The 17,085-nt window shown below is 64.7% G+C and carries 19 protein-coding genes; 9 read left to right on the forward strand and 10 right to left on the reverse strand.

The window, feature by feature from the left end; translation table 11 throughout:
• The first annotated feature begins 51 nt into the window (after positions 1-51).
• Positions 52-681 (forward strand): TetR/AcrR family transcriptional regulator, encoded by a 630-nt coding sequence (locus tag ACFUOZ_RS10030; RefSeq protein WP_377547457.1) that lies wholly within the window; start codon positions 52-54, stop codon positions 679-681.
• Between the two features lie 33 nt (positions 682-714).
• On the opposite strand, the gene ACFUOZ_RS10035 is transcribed toward ACFUOZ_RS10030, so the two are convergent.
• Genes ACFUOZ_RS10035 through ACFUOZ_RS10050 form a run of 4 tightly spaced genes read right to left on the reverse strand, consistent with a single transcriptional unit; the run spans position 715 to position 3,143 of the window.
• Positions 715-1,026 carry an AzlD domain-containing protein gene (locus ACFUOZ_RS10035; protein ID WP_018778883.1) on the reverse strand — a complete coding sequence of 104 codons (312 nt, stop codon included), beginning with the start codon at positions 1,024-1,026 and terminating at the stop codon, positions 715-717.
• Positions 1,023-1,781 carry an AzlC family ABC transporter permease gene (locus ACFUOZ_RS10040; RefSeq protein WP_377547461.1) on the reverse strand — a complete coding sequence of 253 codons (759 nt, stop codon included), beginning with the start codon at positions 1,779-1,781 and terminating at the stop codon, positions 1,023-1,025. The genes ACFUOZ_RS10035 and ACFUOZ_RS10040 overlap by 4 nt, the downstream gene beginning before the upstream one ends.
• Positions 1,778-2,212, reverse strand: coding sequence for a hypothetical protein (locus ACFUOZ_RS10045; RefSeq protein ID WP_377547464.1), 435 nt, complete (start codon positions 2,210-2,212; stop codon positions 1,778-1,780). The genes ACFUOZ_RS10040 and ACFUOZ_RS10045 overlap by 4 nt, the downstream gene beginning before the upstream one ends.
• Before the next feature lie 43 nt (positions 2,213-2,255).
• Positions 2,256-3,143: a glycerophosphodiester phosphodiesterase gene (locus tag ACFUOZ_RS10050; protein ID WP_377547466.1), complete on the reverse strand. Its 888-nt coding sequence runs from the start codon at positions 3,141-3,143 to the stop codon at positions 2,256-2,258.
• Positions 3,144-3,193: 50 nt separating this feature from the next.
• On the opposite strand from ACFUOZ_RS10050, the gene ACFUOZ_RS10055 reads away from it, so the two are divergent.
• Entirely contained in the window at positions 3,194-4,549 is a 1,356-nt protein-coding gene (locus ACFUOZ_RS10055) for a DUF445 domain-containing protein (protein WP_377547469.1), read from the forward strand.
• A gap of 46 nt (positions 4,550-4,595) precedes the next feature.
• Complete coding sequence (locus ACFUOZ_RS10060) at positions 4,596-5,030, forward strand: VOC family protein (protein ID WP_377547471.1); 435 nt, start codon at positions 4,596-4,598, stop codon at positions 5,028-5,030.
• Positions 5,031-5,040: 10 nt separating this feature from the next.
• On the opposite strand, the gene ACFUOZ_RS10065 is transcribed toward ACFUOZ_RS10060, so the two are convergent.
• The 3 genes from ACFUOZ_RS10065 to ACFUOZ_RS10075 are packed head-to-tail and all read right to left on the reverse strand — an operon-like array spanning position 5,041 to position 7,405.
• The gene (locus tag ACFUOZ_RS10065; RefSeq protein ID WP_377547473.1) at positions 5,041-5,814 is read right to left on the reverse strand and encodes an allophanate hydrolase; all 774 of its coding nucleotides are present in this window, start codon (positions 5,812-5,814) and stop codon (positions 5,041-5,043) included.
• 39 nt (positions 5,815-5,853) lie between these two features.
• Positions 5,854-6,603 (reverse strand): LamB/YcsF family protein, encoded by a 750-nt coding sequence (locus ACFUOZ_RS10070; RefSeq protein ID WP_377547475.1) that lies wholly within the window; start codon positions 6,601-6,603, stop codon positions 5,854-5,856.
• Entirely contained in the window at positions 6,587-7,405 is an 819-nt protein-coding gene (locus ACFUOZ_RS10075; protein ID WP_377547477.1) for a hypothetical protein, read from the reverse strand. The genes ACFUOZ_RS10070 and ACFUOZ_RS10075 overlap by 17 nt, the downstream gene beginning before the upstream one ends.
• Positions 7,406-7,600: 195 nt before the next feature.
• On the opposite strand from ACFUOZ_RS10075, the gene ACFUOZ_RS10080 reads away from it, so the two are divergent.
• Together ACFUOZ_RS10080 and ACFUOZ_RS10085 are read left to right on the forward strand one after the other, a co-directional pair.
• Complete coding sequence (locus ACFUOZ_RS10080) at positions 7,601-7,768, forward strand: hypothetical protein (protein WP_377547479.1); 168 nt, start codon at positions 7,601-7,603, stop codon at positions 7,766-7,768.
• Positions 7,769-7,834: 66 nt separating this feature from the next.
• Complete coding sequence (locus ACFUOZ_RS10085) at positions 7,835-9,127, forward strand: MFS transporter (protein ID WP_377547481.1); 1,293 nt, start codon at positions 7,835-7,837, stop codon at positions 9,125-9,127.
• A 15-nt stretch (positions 9,128-9,142) separates the two neighbouring features.
• Here the strand turns inward: ACFUOZ_RS10085 and ACFUOZ_RS10090 are convergent, their stop codons facing one another.
• Entirely contained in the window at positions 9,143-10,129 is a 987-nt protein-coding gene (locus tag ACFUOZ_RS10090; protein WP_377547483.1) for a LacI family DNA-binding transcriptional regulator, read from the reverse strand.
• 479 nt (positions 10,130-10,608) lie between these two features.
• Here ACFUOZ_RS10090 and ACFUOZ_RS10095 point away from each other — a divergent pair, with 479 nt between their 5' ends.
• Entirely contained in the window at positions 10,609-11,745 is a 1,137-nt protein-coding gene (locus ACFUOZ_RS10095) for a Gfo/Idh/MocA family oxidoreductase (protein ID WP_377547486.1), read from the forward strand.
• Positions 11,742-12,536, forward strand: a complete 795-nt coding sequence (locus ACFUOZ_RS10100) for a TIM barrel protein (protein ID WP_377547488.1) — start codon at positions 11,742-11,744, stop codon at positions 12,534-12,536. The genes ACFUOZ_RS10095 and ACFUOZ_RS10100 overlap by 4 nt, the downstream gene beginning before the upstream one ends.
• Before the next feature lie 58 nt (positions 12,537-12,594).
• Here ACFUOZ_RS10100 and ACFUOZ_RS10105 read toward each other — a convergent pair whose 3' ends face one another.
• Complete coding sequence (locus ACFUOZ_RS10105; protein ID WP_377547491.1) at positions 12,595-13,590, reverse strand: Gfo/Idh/MocA family oxidoreductase; 996 nt, start codon at positions 13,588-13,590, stop codon at positions 12,595-12,597.
• 1 nt (position 13,591) lies between these two features.
• Positions 13,592-14,776: a Gfo/Idh/MocA family protein gene (locus ACFUOZ_RS10110; RefSeq protein WP_377547493.1), complete on the reverse strand. Its 1,185-nt coding sequence runs from the start codon at positions 14,774-14,776 to the stop codon at positions 13,592-13,594.
• Between the two features lie 171 nt (positions 14,777-14,947).
• Between ACFUOZ_RS10110 and ACFUOZ_RS10115 the strand changes: the two genes are divergently transcribed.
• Together ACFUOZ_RS10115 and ACFUOZ_RS10120 are read left to right on the forward strand one after the other, a co-directional pair.
• The gene (locus ACFUOZ_RS10115) at positions 14,948-16,033 is read left to right on the forward strand and encodes an AAA family ATPase (protein WP_377547496.1); all 1,086 of its coding nucleotides are present in this window, start codon (positions 14,948-14,950) and stop codon (positions 16,031-16,033) included.
• A gap of 28 nt (positions 16,034-16,061) precedes the next feature.
• Positions 16,062-17,081: a LacI family DNA-binding transcriptional regulator gene (locus ACFUOZ_RS10120; RefSeq protein WP_377547498.1), complete on the forward strand. Its 1,020-nt coding sequence runs from the start codon at positions 16,062-16,064 to the stop codon at positions 17,079-17,081.
• The last annotated feature ends 4 nt before the right edge of the window (positions 17,082-17,085 follow it).

Genomic DNA, 17,085 nt, shown 5'->3' on the forward strand with positions numbered 1-17,085 from the left:
TACTCCCGCGTAACAACGGGCCGGAACGCCTGCGTTGCTACTCTGACAAACATGGAACAGCCCTCTGAACGCAAGCCCCTCAGGGCAGACGCCGCACGCAATGTGGACAAGATCATTACCGCCGCCCGGCAGTGCTTCCGTGAATACGGCCCCGACGTGCCCCTGCAGACCATTGCCGCCACCGCTGGAGTTGGCCCCGCAACGTTGTTCCGCAACTTCTCCGACAAGGAACAGCTGGTCCTCGCCGCACTGTCGCGGCAACTGCGCCAGCACGTGGATCCTGTGGCCGCTGCGGCAACTGACGGCATGGACGCCGCCGAAGGACTTATCAACGTCATCGACGCCGTGATGCGGGTTGCCAGCGAAGATGCAAACCTCCTGGATGCCGTTGCCGGCCGCCGCGGCCTTCTCATGGGCATCACCGGGGGCCTTGTTGGCGCCATGGCTACCCTTTTGGAACGTGGACAGGGCCAAGGTACGCTTCGCCGTGACATCACCATCGAGGACATGGTCAGGCTGGTGGCCATGCTGATCGGCGCCGTCGACACCATGGAACCAGGCTCCGAAGCGTGGAAGCGCCCGGTGGCCCTGATCGAGGACGCCATCCGGACCGAGCGGCCCTCGCGCCCCCTTCCCGAGCAGTCGGGCATTCCCGGAGTGACCCTTAGCGAAGGCGCCTGAACCCCTCCGGGTGGCGCCCAGCGGCCAGTACCGCTAGCCCCAGCCAAGCAGCCGCAGCAGCGCTGCGGCTGCTGCACCCGAGATAACAACCACCAGGAACGGTGCACGAAGCAACAGCGCGACGGCGGCAGCCACCAGGGCGCCGATCCGGGCATCCAGGACCAAACCCTGGCCCGAGGCCACGGCATTCACCACTGTCAGGGACGCGAGCAGCCCGATGGTCATGGTCCCGGCCACATGCATGATCCGGGGGTTGTCCAGCAGTTTGGCAGGCACAAAGTAGCCCACCAGTTTGGTGAGGTAGGCCAGCGCGCAGGCGATCAGGATCCACAGCCAAAGGTTCATTTCCTGCCCTCATTCCCGTGCCGGCGCTTCTCCGCGTAGGGATCCACGTCGGGCTCCAGCCCCTCGTCCATGCGTGCATGGCTGAACCATCCAATGACTCCGGCAACCACTGCGGCCACGAGGATGGGAACGCCGGAGGGCACGAAAGGTACGGCCAGGATCGTGGCCAAGGCGCAAGCCGCAGCTATCGCCCACGGTTCGCGTCCCTTGAGGCGTGGCCACAACAGTGCGAGGAATGCGGCCACGGCTGCCCCATCCAGCCCCCACTGTTTGGGGTCTCCCATGGCGTCACCCGCCAAGGCTCCGACGGCCGTGAAGATATTCCACAAGACGAATATGCCGATTCCTGCAGTCCAGAAACCGCGGCTTTGCTCGCCGGGATCGGATTGGCCGGAGGCGGTGGCTGTTGACTCGTCGATTGTGACGTGCGCTGAGACATACCTCTTCCAGCCCCTCGGGCGGAGCATGGCATTGATCTGCATGCCATATATGCCGTTACGCATACCCAGCAGGGCGCTGGCGGTCATTGCTGCAACACCTGAGCCGCCACCTGCCACGACGCCGATGAACGCGAATTGTGATCCCCCGCTGAACAGCAGGAGACTCAGTGCCATTGTCTGCCAGAAGTCGAAACCGGACGCCACGGACAATGCCCCGAAGGACACGCCGTACAAGCCCGTCGCAATGCTCAGGGACAGCGCAATCTTGAAGGCCGGCGATTCCCGCAGCTTCATGGGAGCGGAACTGCTGCTCATTTCCGGAGACTCCAGGACCACAGGATGAGGGGAAGCTGCAGAGGCAAGCGGAGGGTGTGGATACGGCGCTCTTTCTCTGTGCCGCCAGGCCCGTAAGCCCGCCGCGACGCATCTATATGTCCGGCAAGGAATGCAATGAACATGGCGGTGGTTGCGGTCGCGGTGGCCCTGCGTGTGGCGGGGATCAGGAGTCCGACGGCGGCAGCCGCCTCCAGCAGGCCCGAGGACGCAATCCATTCCTCACGGGACATAACTGCCAAGGGACCGTTGGAAGCGGCGCCCGGCTCGTCCTTGCGGCACAGATAATCCGGCACCACGGGGTTGTAGAAGGACGGCGTGCGGACGTGCTTCGCAGCGCTGGCCAGAAGCAAAGCGCTCAGGGCAACTGCGGAGGTGGTGCGGCGTGCTTGGACTGACCAGCGAAAAGACATGAGACCACTCAATCACAAGCGGGGTGGCCCCCAAAGCTGCGTTCTAGTTGGAGACCATCAGTTGGGCGAGCACCTGCGCCGGCCTGTTGGTGGTGATCTCGTGGATGCCCAACCCCTGGCACAGTGCAACGTCCTTTTCGGAATCCACAGTCCACACCCGAAATATACGCCCGGCTTCCAACCAGCGCTGCACGTTCCGGGCATGTTCGCGCACGTAGTCAATGCCCGGACCGGCAATGCCTACCTGCCCTTCGTCGAGCACACGCTCCGCGTCTTCCTGGGCCGCCTTCATGACGTTGGCCACGGCGCCGCCGGTGAGGAATCCGAGGCCAAGCTCCTGGCGAATTTCCTGGACAGTGAAGTCATCCACCAACTGGCAGATGTGCTGCCCGGGAACGGACTGGAGCAGTCGTTGGACCGAATCGGAGTCGAAACTCATGAAGGAGATCTGTATATTCTCCAGCCGGGATTCTTCGGGCGACCATCCTTCTTCCTCCAGGAGCGCGATGACCCGCTCCTCGAGTTTGAGCCCATAAGGGCTTGGGTGCTTGAGCTCGATCGCCAGCCCAATATCGCGGCCGGCTCCACGCAGGATGTCCAACAATTCAGGCAGCGTCAGGAATTGGTCGGCCACTCCCCCGTAGGCATCAGGAATGCGGGCACCCTTCCAGGATGAGAAATCCAGCGACCTGAGCTGCTCCAAGGTGTGCTCGGAAACAGGCCCGGTTCCCGTGGAAGTGCGGTCCAGATTGGCATCATGCAGCAGGACTACGTGCTGGTCCCGGGTCAGGTGGACGTCGCACTCAACACCGTCCGCGCCGTCGGCGATCGCCTTCAGATAGGCCGCCCTGGTGTGCTCAGCGTAGGCGGCGCTGGCGCCGCGGTGGGCGTAAACCTTGGGGCGGAGCGGAGCGAAGTCGTCGGTGGTCATGCAGACACGGTAGCCCACACCGCTGTCCGAACGGGGACTACGCTGGGCTAATGCAGGTGAACTCTGAGCGAATCCCAACTGAAGACGTCACCACGCCGGAGCCGAACCCCACGCGGCGGGGTGACGCGGACGCGCGGGGCCGTTCCGCCGTCGTCGATCTTTCCCCGAGTGAGAGGGAAAAAGCGGCCGCGCTCCTGCGCATGAAGCGTTTGGCGCTGGCCCTGCTGCTTGCCATGGCGGTGATCTTCACCGTGGCCTTTGCACTTCAGAAGCAGTATCCGTGGTTGGAGTATGTGCGCGCCGCGGCCGAGGGCGGCATGGTGGGCGCCTTGGCCGACTGGTTCGCCGTGACGGCCCTGTTCAAGTACCCCATGGGATTGCGGATCCCGCACACGGCCATCATCCCCCGACGCAAAGACCAGATCGGTGAGTCACTCAGCGAATTCGTCGAGAGCAACTTCCTCTCACAGGAGGTTGTGCAGGAGAAATTGGCGAGCATCGATATTGCCCGCAAGGCCGGGCAGTGGTTGTCCGGCCCCGGAGGTGCTGAACGCGTGGCCAAGGAGGGCGGCGCTGCGATCCGCGGCGCATTTACGGTCCTCAACGACGACGACGTGCAGGCAGTCATCGAGGGCATGGTCCGCAAGCACCTCCTCACTCCCCCGTGGGGCCCTCCCGTAGGGCGGATGGCAGAACGGATCTTCGCCGACGGTCATCATCACAGGCTGGTGGACCTCTTGGTGGACCGCGCCGCAGACTGGGTGGACGCCAACCATGCGACGGTAAACCGGCTGGTGTCGGACCGGTCTCCGCTGTGGGTGCCGACGTTTGTCGATGGACTGGTGGGTGACCGGGTGCACGTGGAGCTTTCCAAGTTCGTCCGCGCCGTACAGGCAGACCCGAACCACCAGGTCCGCCAATCAATCGATGCCTACCTCACCGACCTCGCGCAAGACCTTCAGTACGACCCGGTGATGATCGAGCGCGCGGAGGGCATCAAAGCGCAGATCCTCGGCGACCCTGAGGTCCGCGAACTGGCCTCCCGCACCTGGGGGACGGTCAAGACCGCGCTGCTCAACGCCGTCGACGATCCCGACAGCGAGCTGAGCCAGCGCTTCAAGAGCGCCGTGCGCGACTTCGGTACGCGCCTGGTAAACGACGAAGAACTGGCCGGCAAGGTCAACACCTGGATCGGCGACGCCGCCGGGTATCTGGTGAACACGTACCGCTCGGACATTGCCGGCGTCATCTCGGACACGGTGGCGCGTTGGGATGCCGAGGAGACATCGCAGAAGATCGAGCTGCAGGTGGGCAAGGACCTCCAGTACATCCGCATCAACGGAACCGTGGTGGGCGCGTTGGCCGGTTTGGCGATCTTCACCGTGGCCCACTTGCTCTTCGGCTGAGCCCGGCACCCTGGAGCTACCGGGTGGGCCTTCGTACCTTCGACGCATGCCTATCAAACTTGAGAACGTCGGGATTGCTGTCCGGAACCTCGAAGAGACCATAGCCTTCTTCACCGACCTCGGTCTGACGGTGCTGGGCCGGGACACTGTGAGCGGCGACTGGGCCGACACCGCCGTGGGACTCGACGGAAACCACGCCAAGATCGCGGTCCTCCAAACCCCGGACGGCCAGGGCCAACTGGAGCTTTTCGAGTACCTTCACCCCGATGCGATCGAAACGAGCCCAACGCTTCCCAACGAGATCGGCATGCACCGCGTGGCTTTCTCCGTTGACGACATCGACGCCGCCCTGGAGATCGCCGCCAAGCACGGATGCACCCCGTTGCGCGGCGTGGCCAACTATCAGGACGTCTACAAGCTGACGTACCTCCGCGGTCCCAGCGGCATCCTGGTCATGCTGGCGCAGAAGCTGCAGGGCTGACTGCTCCGCTTTAGCCTAAGAGATGCACCATCTGTCCCGGCCTGGCCTGCCCGATCAAGTCAAGGTCGTCGTCGCGGACCACTGCAATCACGGGCGACTTCGCGGTGGCCGGTCGGTCGGCGAGGGCGATGACGGGAAGGCCCGACGCCGGCAGCACCACAGAGCCTGCCTCCAACGGTTGGGCCTGGGGTGCTGGAGCCGAGGCCACCTCCAGCGGCCGCCCCGCCAGCCGCGCACCGACGCGGTCGGACTCGGGTGAGAGAATCCATGGTTCCGTGGTCAACCGAAGCCACAATCCGGCGTCGTAATTTGGCACCCGCGGTCCGCGCGTAATCCGGGCGACCACCGGCCGTTCGGGGTCCAGTGCGCGCCGGGCCGGCTGGTGGATGTGCGGGAATCCCTGGCCTGGAGCCTTGCCGAAGGCGACGGTGGTGCCCGTCTGGAGCGCTCCGCGCCCTGTAAATCCGCCCTGCACGGCAACGTAGTAGCGGATCCCGAACCTGGCGGGACCAAATACCAGCACGGCGCCGGGAGCCACGCGGACTGGTTTGTTCAGTGGTAGTTCGTCGCCGTTGAGGGTCACTACGCCCTCGGCACCGGTCACGGCGATGGCAGAGCCCGTGACGAAGCGCAGCTTCAGGCCCCCTACCAACACCTCAAGCCCCGGCGCCGTGGCGGAGTTGCCCAGCAGGGCGTTGGCCAGGTCCATGGACGCGCGGTCCAGGACGTGCTCAGGGTCAAGGACCAGGCTTGAGGGCCCGGGATCCACCACTACCGCACCCATGCGACCTCCCTCCTCACGAATTCTGCCGTTCCCTCGAAATCAGGCAAACGCCTCAATGTTCACGCCCGCCTGCTCAAGGCCTTCGCGCACAGCCGCTGCCATGTTGACCGCTCCGGGGGTGTCGCCGTGGATACACAGGGAATCGGCCTGGACGGGTACAACCGAACCGTCGATGGCCACAACTTCCTTGCGTGTGGCCAGCCGCACGGCCTGCGCTACCACAGCGGCGGTATCGTGCAGCACGGCGCCTTCCTGCGTGCGGGGAACCAGGGTGCCATCGGGCAGGTAGGCCCGGTCCACGAATGCTTCGCGGAAGACCGGGTGCCCTGCTTCGTCGGCCAGTGAGATCCAGGCCGAGCCCGGCAGGCCCAGCACGGGAAGACCGGGATCGTAGGCGTGGACGGCAGCGACCACTGCTTCGGCTTGCTCCGCGTCGCGCACGATCCTGTTGTACAAAGCGCCGTGGGGCTTCACGTAATCGACCGAGGCTCCGACGGCGTGCGCCATCCCGTCCAGGGCTCCGAGCTGGTAGAGCACGTCCCCGAAGAGCTCATCGAAGGTCATATCGAGAGAACGCCGGCCGAAACCGGCCAGGTCCCGGTAGCCCACGTGGGCGCCGACGCGCACGTCGAGTTCGAAGGCGGCGCGGCAGCTGTCCAGCATGGTGAGCGGATCACCGGCATGGAATCCGCAGGCCACGTTGGCGCTGCTCACGATGCGGAACATGGAAGCGTCGTCGCCCATGGTCCAGGAGCCGAAAGACTCTCCCAGATCAGCGTTCAAATCCACTGTTATCGCCTTCCGATGTCGGGTTCTCAAGGACATTTTTGCGTGCATTCGGCAGCAACTCGCCTGGAATGGTGTCCGGCAGGGGGCCGAACGCTTCCTTGGCTGTGGCCACAACAGCACGGCCCATCATCATATTGCCCGCACCGCCCACGACTGCACCCACGCCAAACGGCAGTGCGCGGCCCAGGAAGGCCGAGCCCTGCTTCTTCAACAGGTTCTTGAGGAACGCGCGCTGGATGGTGTCGCGGATGACGCCGAAGCCGCTTCCGGGAATCTTCTTGGTCAGGGTCTTGCCCCAAGCGTTTGTGACACCCTTGCCACGTCCAAGCGATTGGCCGCTCAGGGCGCCGAGCATGGACGTTCCTTCCTCACCCAGCATGATGGCCATGACCATGGTTTGCGCCCGTACGGGGTCAGTGAGCCGGATGCCGTGGAGTTCAGCCAACGAAGAAGCGTACAGGGCGGTGGTCTCCAGGAAGCCCACCGTTGCGAGCGCGGAGAGTCCCAGCGACGCCGCTGTTCCGATCCCAGGCACGACGGCGATGGCCCCCACCCCGGCTCCCCCGCCGGAGATGGCGAAGAGGTAGTGGCGCTCCAGTCTGGCAGCCAGCTGTGCCGGGGAATCGTTTGGGTGTCGCCGCTGAAGCCTGCGAAGGTTGGCCAGGACAAGGGGGCGCTGGACTTCCACTGCCTTCAGAAGCACGTTGTGCACTCCCGGCTTGGTGTTGCCTTCGGCATCGAAGACTGCGTTGTGCGCTGTCTCTTGGGCGATTTTCACCGCCGGGTTGGGGCGCTTTTGCATGTTCACCTCTCCTTGGCAGCTCTGTTTATTCAGGGAACTGATGGTTTTAGCCTATGCCACACTCCTGCGTTGCGAGGCCCGATCTGCGCCCTATGTGGACACTATTCCGCGCAGAGCGGACCCCACAATTGGCCTCCCCGGCGTAGACTGAGGGCACTTACGGAAGCAGTCCAGCAAGGACAGGGAGTATCCGTCATGAACGCCCCGGACAAGAACGAACACGTCATCCGGCATCACACCGACGCCCCGGCAGAGGGTGAAACTGAAGGCTGGGTTCCGCACGACACCGGCCTGCACAGCCAGGACCCGGCCGAAGGCCCGGACATCGACGACGGCGACGCCCCGCCGTCGGGCGCTTCTTGACCTGACGTCCCCGCGTCGGCGCGGGACCACCTTACGCAGCGCCTGCCCCAGGTCTAGGCTGGTGAAATGGCCGCCCTGAGAGCGCTGCGCCCATTTATGCACCGGGAATTCCGGGTGTTGATCTCCGCTCTGTCCATCTCCATTTTCGGATCCGGCATGTGGGCAGTGGCAATGGTCTATGAGGTCATCCACCTGGGCGGTGGCCCGCTGGAGTTGTCGTTGGTGGCCACGGCCGCGAGTGTGGGGCTGGTCGGCTTCGTACTGGCAGGTGGCATCGCCGCAGACCGGTTCCCCCAGCGTCTCCTCATCATCGCCGTTGAAGGCGCCAACCTGGCCGTGATCGCCACGGTAACGCTCCTGGCGATGCTCAACGTCCTTCAACTCTGGCATTTGGCCATCGGCGCTTTCGTCCTTGGCGTGGGCCAGGCCTTCTTCTTCCCCGCCTACTCCGCCATCCTTCCGCGTATCCTGCCCGCGGAGGACCTCCTGGCCGCAAACGGCATGGAAGGCACGGTCAGGCCCATCCTCCAACAGGCCGCCGGACCCGCGATCGCCGGCATCCTGGTGGCGGCTTTCTCGCCTGCGCACTCAATTGCAGGGGTGGCCGCCTGCCATTTCCTGGCGTTCGCGATCCTGAATTTCCTGGGGCGGCAGAATCCCAGCGTCCCCGAAACATCCCCGGAGCACGCATCAAGGTCCTTCTTCCGTGACCTCCGCGAGGGCTTCGGCTACACCGTCCGAACTCCCTGGCTGCTCTGGACACTGGTATGGGCATGCCTGTCCGTGCTGTTCCTGATCGGGCCCATCGAGGTCCTGCTGCCGTTCGTGGTCCGCGACCAGCTCGGGGGCGACTCCAGGATGTTCGGTTTCCTGCTTGCGGTCATGGGTGTAGGAAGTGCGGTGGCCGCATTGGCAACTGCCTCCTTCCCACTGCCCCGCCGCTACCTGACGGTCATGGTGGTGACGTGGGGACTGGGCAGCCTGCCCGTGGCCGCCATTGGGTTCATGGACAGTGTGTGGCTGCTTGGAGCAGCCATGCTCATCTTCGGCGTTACGGAGGGCATGGGAACCGTCATCTGGGGCACGCTCCTGCAACGCCGCGTCCCACGGCATCTGTTGGGACGGATTTCGAGCCTGGACTTCTTTGTTTCCCTGGCCTTGATGCCCGTGTCGATGGCGCTCGCCGGACCCGTCGCCGAGGTGGTTCCGATCTGGCTGATTTTCCTGGTGGCCGGGTTGGTGTGCCCGATCATGGCGTTCGTGGCCGTGTTCGCGGCGCGCATGATGACGGACGAAATCGAAAATCCGCTGACGCCTGCCGAGACCGAGGCGACGGATACGCAGCCCGACGCCGTTTAGCTGGGCACCGCTGCCTTATGCAGGCGCGGGCCCCGTGGTGCGGCGGGTCACCAGGTGCGGCGTCCGCACCAGGTGGGTGGCCGGCGTCGTGCCTTCCAAGCGGTCGACGGCGCGGTCCACCGCAGCGTGGGCCAGCAGTGGCGCGTCCTGGCTGATGGAGGACAACTGGACGTAGCTGAGGCGGGCGAATTGGCTGTCGTCATATCCCAGGACCGACACGTCGTCCGGGACGCGGAGTCCGGCGGCGCGGAAACTCTCCCAAACACCCAGCGCACAGCGGTCGTTGAAAGCCACGACGGCGGTGGGCAAGTCCTGCTGCAGCTCACGTCCGGCGCGCAAACCGTCTTCTTCCGTGGGGCCGCCCGGGACGATTCGGGCGGGCAGTCCCCGGCGCGTCATCTCTTGCTCGAAGGCCTCCCTGCGCTGCGGGCCCGACACGGCCACTCCGCCGTCCACGTGGGCGATGCGCCGATGACCCAGCGAGGTGAGATGCTCGATCGCCAGGTGGATGCCGGCGTGGTCGTCGCTGCTCACTGAGTCCAAGGAATCGCCAACGTCGTCCCGGAGGAGGCTGACTACGGGCAACCGGGCAGCATAGGCGGCGAGTTCCTGCTCTGCAAGGGTCGGGGAAATCATGATGAGGGCTTCGCAGCCGAGATCCAGCAGCGATTCCACGGCCCGTTCTTCGGAGCGCCCGTGAGCCACGGCGCTCAGTGCTATGTCGTAGCCCCGGAGGGTGGCACCGGCATAGGCGGCATCCACGATTTCGGCGTGGAAGGCCTGCGCCGTGGAGAAACTCACGCCCAGGAGCCTCGTGCGGCTGCTTCGGAGAAGGCGGGCGCGGCTGTCCGGTCTGTAGCCGAGTGCGCGGGCTGCTTCACGCACTTTGAGCCGCGTGGCATCCGACGCACCCGGAGCATCCCGCATGACGATGGAAACCAGCGCTCGCGAAACACCTGCAGCTTCCGCTACGTCCATCAGCGTAGGCCGTTTGCCCGTCATGGCCCTCCTCTGTTCGGGAGCCAGTCTATAGAACGATCTACTCTGGTGAAGCCCGGCGCAGGCCTTGAACGAGTCGTGCGGTCGGTCGCGACTCAGACGACCGACCGCACTAGCCCGTTCACGCAGCGATGGCGCCCCGGGCGGGCCCCAGAACCCGCCACACCCATCGCTGCCAACTGTGCCGATGACACGCGACGCAGCCGAAAAGGGCAACGGCGCTGTACGCGGGTCAATGACATGGGCACTGGATATGTACTCTGACCTCCGAAAACGTGACGCGGAGTTCCGAAGAATATTTTTCGACAAGGTCTTCTGCGCAGGGATTCAGCTGCTTTCGGGGATTGCTTTGAGACTTTTTCGAACCGCGCAATGATCGTGCTTACTCAGCCCGGCCAGACTAGAACGATCTAGACAGTGCGCGCATCCCCATGCAACCATGAAAGTGACTAGAACGATCTAGAGCCTTCAAAGGAGCCACAATGACGTACCTCCAGCACCCGCTGGTCGAAGACCGCCCCGTCCGCATAGCCGTCATCGGTGCAGGATGGATCGGCAAATTCCACGCCGAGTCCATCGCCCGCCGCGTCCCGAATGCCCGGCTGGAAGCCATCGCCGATCCCGTACTTCCTGCCGTCCAGGAGCTTGCCTCCAAGCTTGGGACCACCAAGATCAGTACAGATACTGCCGATGTGCTCGCGGATCCGGACGTTGACGCCGTGCTCATCGCCTCGCCCCTTCGCTTCCATGCGGAACTCAATACTGCCGCTGCCCACGCGGGCAAGGACATCTTCTGCGAGAAGCCGGGCGGACGGACCATCGCGGAACTGGACGCAGCCATCGACGCAGCGGCGAGTGCCGGCGTCGTACTCCGCTTTGGCTTCAACCGCCGCTACTCAAGCGATTTCGCGGCAGCACGCAAGCTGATCGACGACGGCGCCGTGGGCACACCGCAGCTGCTCCGCTCCTTGACCCGCGATCCCGGCACCGAAGCCGGACTCAGCAATCCGGAGCGCATCGCACCGGGCACCATCTTCCTGGAAACCCTGATCCACGACTTCGACACCCTCAACTGGCTCAACCCCGGCGCCGTCCCGGTCACCGTCCACGCCGTCGCCGATGCCCTGGTGGCACCCGAGGCGAAGGCGGGCGGACTGCTGGACACCGCCGTCGTGACCGTCACCTACAGCAACGGTGCCATCGCGGTGGCGGAAGCGAACTTCAACGCCCTCTACGGCTACGACGTCCGCGGCGAGGTCTTTGGCTCGGCCGGCATGGTCACCGCCGGCACGCCCCAAGCCACCAACGCCACCAGTTACACCGCCGCAGGCATTGCCTCCGAGACCTCGCGCCTGAACATCCACCTCTTCCACGACGCTTACACGGCCGAACTCGCCCACTTTGCGGACGACGTCGCAGCGCGCCGCGGTTATGGACGCACGACGGCGGCCGCCGCACCTGCCGTGGCAGCGCCCGGCGGGGTGGACGCGCGTAACGCGTTGGCCGTGGCCCTGGCTGCGTTCAGGTCCTCGGAAACCGGCCTGCCCGTTGAGGTTTCGGAGATCGCCGAACTCCGCCCGGCCGAAGACGCCGTGCAGTTGCAGGGAGCCGGGGCATGAGCTTCCGGCTCGCCGTGTGCGCTGAAATGGTCTACGGGGAATTGCCACTCATCGACCGCGTGCGCCGGATTCACGATCAAGGCTTCGAAGTGGAGCTGTGGGACACACGCGGTCGGGACATTGCAGCGCTTGCAGCAACCGGCGCCAGGTTCTCGTCCATGAGTGGCTACTTCGGCGGCAGCGTGATCGACCCTGTCAGCGCGCACGAAGTGCTCGCCTCCGCAGAGAAGCTGATTCCCACCGCCTTGGAGCTGGGAGTGGAGCGGATGGTGGTCCACCCGGCCGAGCTCGGCGAAGGCGGACGGGCTGTCCGGCCCACCCATCGCTCAACGGGAGACATGTGGCTGACCGGCCTCCGCACCCTGGAGCAGCTGGGCGCCCTGGGTGAAAAGCACGGCATCACCTTCGCCTTGGAGAACCTCAACACGATCCTCGACCACCCCGGCATTCCCTTGGCCCGGGCGAAGGACACTCTGGCATTGGTGCAGGCCGCGGATCATCCGAAGGTCAAGATGATGCTGGATCTGTATCACGCGCAAATCGGCGAAGGGAACCTGATCGAACTGGTCCGGGCGGCCCAACCGTTCACGGGCGAGATCCAGGTGGCCGACGTTCCCGGGCGTTTCGAGCCAGGTACCGGCGAGATCAACTACCCGGCCATTGCCAAGGCACTCCGCGAGGTGGGGTACGCGGGAGTGATCGGGATGGAGGCCGGAGCCGTGGGTGGACCAGGCGTCGAAGCCGGCGACGCAGCCCTCGCCGCCTTCCGCGCCGCCTTCTCCCCCAACTGAGTAACAGCACCTGTCGCTATGAGTGCTCATTGCGACAGGTGCTGTTACTCAGTTGGGTTCAGTACTTGATGGGTTCCATGCGGCCCGAACGGAGGGAGAGCACGGCTGCTTCGGCGATCGCTTGGGCTTTCAGGCCGTCCTCAAGGGAAGGGGTTGGGGACAACCCGCCTTCCAACGAGGACACGAAAGCTGCCAGGGCCGCGGCATACGTCGGCTGCACACGTTCGAACCAGCCCGGGTGGAGCCCGTCGTCCACCACGGATGTGCCGGAGTAGCGGGACACCGCTCCGTTGCGGTGACGGCGGGCTTCCACCATCCCCTTGGAGCCCATGATCTCGATCCGTTCGTCATAGCCGTAGCCGGTGCGGCGCACGGAATCGATCTGGACCAACGCCCCTCCGGGGAGCCGCAACGTGACCGCTGAGGTGTCGACGTCGTCGTACTCCGCAATGCCGGGCTCCGCCAAAGCCGAGCCGGTGGCGAAAACCTCCACCGGGTCCAGGCCGGAGAGCCAACGCGCGAGGTCGAAGAAGTGGACGGTTTGGTCGCGCATCTGCCCGCCGGACACGGCGATGTAGGACAACGGCGGCATGGACGGGCCCCGCGACGTGAGCTGGATGAGCTCCACTGTGCCGATCTCCCCCGAGTCCACCACGCGCTTAAGCTCGGCATAGTCGCGGTCGAAACGGCGGTTGAAGTCCACCATCACGGGCACGCCGCTCTCCTGCGCGAAGGCGGCGGTCTCGCGTGCGCGGTCCAGGTCCAAGTCAATGGGCTTCTCGCAGAGCGCCGCGATTCCGACGTCGGCGGCCCGCCGAAGGTGCTCGGCATGCGTATCGGTGGAGGAGGCGATGAAGACGGCGTCGATCGCTTCGGGGTCGAAGACCTCCTCCAGGGTGGTGGCGGCTGTGGCGCCGTGCGCGGCGGCGAGGGTTTGTGCACGCGGCAGGTCGACGTCGTACACCAGGCGGAAGTCGATCCCGGGGTGGGCGGCAAGGTTGGCGGCGTGGACGGAACCGATAAAACCGGCCCCGATGAGGGCGAAACGGGGCATGTCAGAGTGCTGCTTTCTGGTAGGAGGAGGCGGGGATTTTCCAGGCGGAGTCGTCATGGTGCGAGGCGGCGACTGCTTCAACGAACTGGACACCGATCAAGCCGTCAACGCCGGTCGGGAGGGACAGTTCACGCTCCGGGAGCGGTGTGCCGTCGCGGCGGGCGCTGAGCACTTCGGCAAGGTCGGAGTAGAAGTTGGCGAAAGCTTCAAGGAAGCCCTCCGGGTGGCCGAGGCCGACGCGCGTGAGCCGGGACGCGTCGTCGTGCAGGGTGCTGAGGCCGTGGGTGAGGATGGTGGTGGTGCCGGCGAGGTCCTGGACCTTGAGGTGGTGCGGGTCCTCGTGCTGCCATTCCAAGCTGCCCTTTTCGCCGTAAACCCGGATGCGGAGGCCGTGGTTATGGCCGGTTGCAGCCATGCTGGCCCACAGCCGCGCGGGAACTGAGCCGGTCAGTTCGAGTTCAACGGTGGCGTTATCGAAGACGCGGCGTCCGGGCACAAACGTCTGCAAGCGGCCGGTCAAGCGCTCGGCTTCGAATCCCGTGATGTAGCGGAGAAGATGGAATGCATGGGTGCCAAGGTCTCCCACGACGCTCGGGAAACCCGCGATGTCGGGGTTCGTCCGCCATTTCGCCTGCTTGTGGCCTTCGTTCTCGAGGGGTGTTGCTGCCCAGCCGGAGGCATGCTCGACGTCGACAAAACGAATGGCGCCCAACTCACCATTGCGGACCATCCGGGCAGCCTGGCGCACCATGGCGTACGCCGAATAGCAGTGCGGGACGGCAAGGATGGCGTTGTTCTCCTCCGCAACCCGGACCAGCTCGGCCGCAGATGCAGAGTCCCGGGTCAGGGGCTTCTCGCACACCACGGAGATCCCGGCCTCAAGGAACGTCCGTGCGATCTCGAAGTGGCTGTCGTTGGGCGTCGCCACCACCACCACATCCACGCCGTCCTCGCGGGCAGCTTCGGCCTCGGCCATCTCCTGGCTGTCGCGGTAGTTGCGGTCCGGCTCAACGCCAAGTTCGACGGCGGTGGCGCGGGAACTGCTCTCATCGCGCCCGAAGATTCCCGCCCGGAGATCGTAGTGGCCGTCCAGCCGCATGGCGTAACGGTGGGTCTTGCCGATGTCGGCGCCCGGACCGCCTCCAACCATGCCGGCGAGCAACTGCCGCGAATTCGGTGCACTCATTGAATGATCCTCATTGACTCTTTGGAATTTACTTGGACCGGTCCATAATGGAGGTAAAAGACCCGTGACGTCAATCCTTTTTCGCACGAGGCCTGGACTCGGAGGCATTGCTAGAATGTTGGAGGATTCACCAGTTTCACCAGTTTCACCTACTTTCACCCCGGAGATCCGATGCAGAATCCCTTCAAGCCAACGGCTGGAGCCACGCCTCCTGCGCTCATCGGCAGGGCCGGGCTCCTTGATGAATTCGAGTATGGGCTGCAGCAGGGATCCGGCGCCCCGGGCTTGCTCACCATCATTACCGGGTCGAGGGGCATCGGGAAGACCGTCATGCTGACCACGGCCGAGAATATCGCCCGCGACCATGGTTGGGCGGTCATCTCCAGAACTGCCAACCCGGGCTTCCTGGCCAGGATCGGCGACGACATGCTCCGCCTCGTTGATGAACTGGGCGACGGTCCGCCCACGCGCAAGATCACAGCGTTCTCTGCCGCAGGCTTTGGCCTCACAACGCAGTTGCCGCCGGAGCGCGCCGTGGACTGGCGGCGAACAGGAGAGTCGCTGCTACGCATCCTCGACGCCAAGGGCACTGGGCTGTTGATCACCGTGGATGAAATTCATGCCGTGGATCGGACCGAAATCTCCCAGCTGGCTTCCGATGTCCAGCACTTCATCCGTGACGGTCTGCCTATCGGGCTGATCTTTGCGGGACTCCCTGCCGCCGTCTCGGACTTGCTCAACGAGGGGGTAGCCACCTTCCTGAGGCGCGCTGACCGGATCAACCTCCACGAAGCGGCAGTCAACGAAGTCACTGCCTCATACCGCGAACTCTTCAGCGCCGGCGGTGCAAGTATCCCTGATGAGCTACTCGGACGGGCAGCCGAGGCGACAGCGGGCTACCCCTTTCTGATCCAATTGGTGGGCTATTACCTCTGGATTGAAGCCGACAAAGCAGGGTGGACACTCAGCGATGATGCCGTTGGCACGGCGATCGCGGCAGCTGAGCGCCGAAACATCCAAGTGGTGGTGGAGTCGGCATTGTCGGATTTGTCCGGCAAGGACCGCGACTTTCTCAAGGCAATGTCGATGCAGGATGGCCCGTCAACGGCCAGCCAGGTAGGACAGATCATCAAGTCCAAACCCAATGTGGTGTCCAAGTACAGGAACAGGCTTATCGCCGCTGGCCTGATCGAGATCGCCGGCTACGGCAAGTTCGACTTCGCCATCCCCGGGCTTCGTCAATACCTTCGCTCGTGATCATGGACGTCAGAGAGGAAGCAACGCAGTGACCGACGCGCCGAAAGCACCGCCCAACAAGCCCACCATCCGCGATGTCGCGAGCGCTGCGGGGGTCTCCAAATCCTTGGTATCGCTGGTCCTGCAGGGGTCGGCCAACGTCAGTGAGAGCCGCCGTCGTGCCGTCCTGGAAGCCATGGAGCACCTGGGCTACCGGCCCAACAGACTGGCCCAACGCCTGTCCGGCCCTCGAAGCGGAACCATCGGCGTAATGCTCAATGACATCCGCAACCCGTGGTTCGTGGAATTGCTGGAAGGGCTTACGGCGTCCCTCCATGCGGCCGGAGTTTCACCGGTCCTGGCCGATTCCTACACCGACAACCGGGTGGGCCGCAGTTCCGTGGAGACCCTTCTGGAGCAGCGGATTGACGGCCTGGTGGTGGTTGGTACCACCGTGGAGTCCGCCGCGATTGAGAGGGCCGCGCAGAGCATCCCGGTGGTCCTGGCTGGAACCCGCGAACCCGTGCTGCCCGGCGTCGATATAGTCGTCAATGATGACGACGCCGGTGCACGCCAGGCGACCGAACACCTCCTTGCACTGGGGCACCGGAGGATCGCACATTTGCAGGGGCCGGCCGAGGTAGGCAGAATCCGGCGGGAATCGTTCGAACGGACCATGCGCGACGCCGGACTCGCGCCAGTGGTGGTGTCCGGCGGCGTGAGCGAGGAAAGCGCCTACGCCGCGGCCAGCCGGCTCTTATCCGGAAAAGACAGGCCAACCGCGATCTTTGCCTACAACGACATCGCCTGCATTGGCGCACTGTCCGCGGCCGACGACCTTGGCCTGTCCGTACCCGAAGACCTTTCACTCGTGGGCTACGACAACACCTACCTGGCCAAAATCCGGCACCTCTCCCTGACATCTGTGGACAACGGCAACCTGGCAGTCGGCGTCGAGGCCGGAAAGTTCATCCTGCAGCGCCTTGCCGCGCCGGAACTGCCTGGGAGGGTTCACCAAGTGCCCTCCCAGTTGCAGGTACGGGGATCCTCAGGGGACGTGCCCTCCTAGCCAA

The organism is Paenarthrobacter sp. NPDC057355 (assembly GCF_042667405.1).
Taxonomy (GTDB): domain Bacteria; phylum Actinomycetota; class Actinomycetes; order Actinomycetales; family Micrococcaceae; genus Arthrobacter.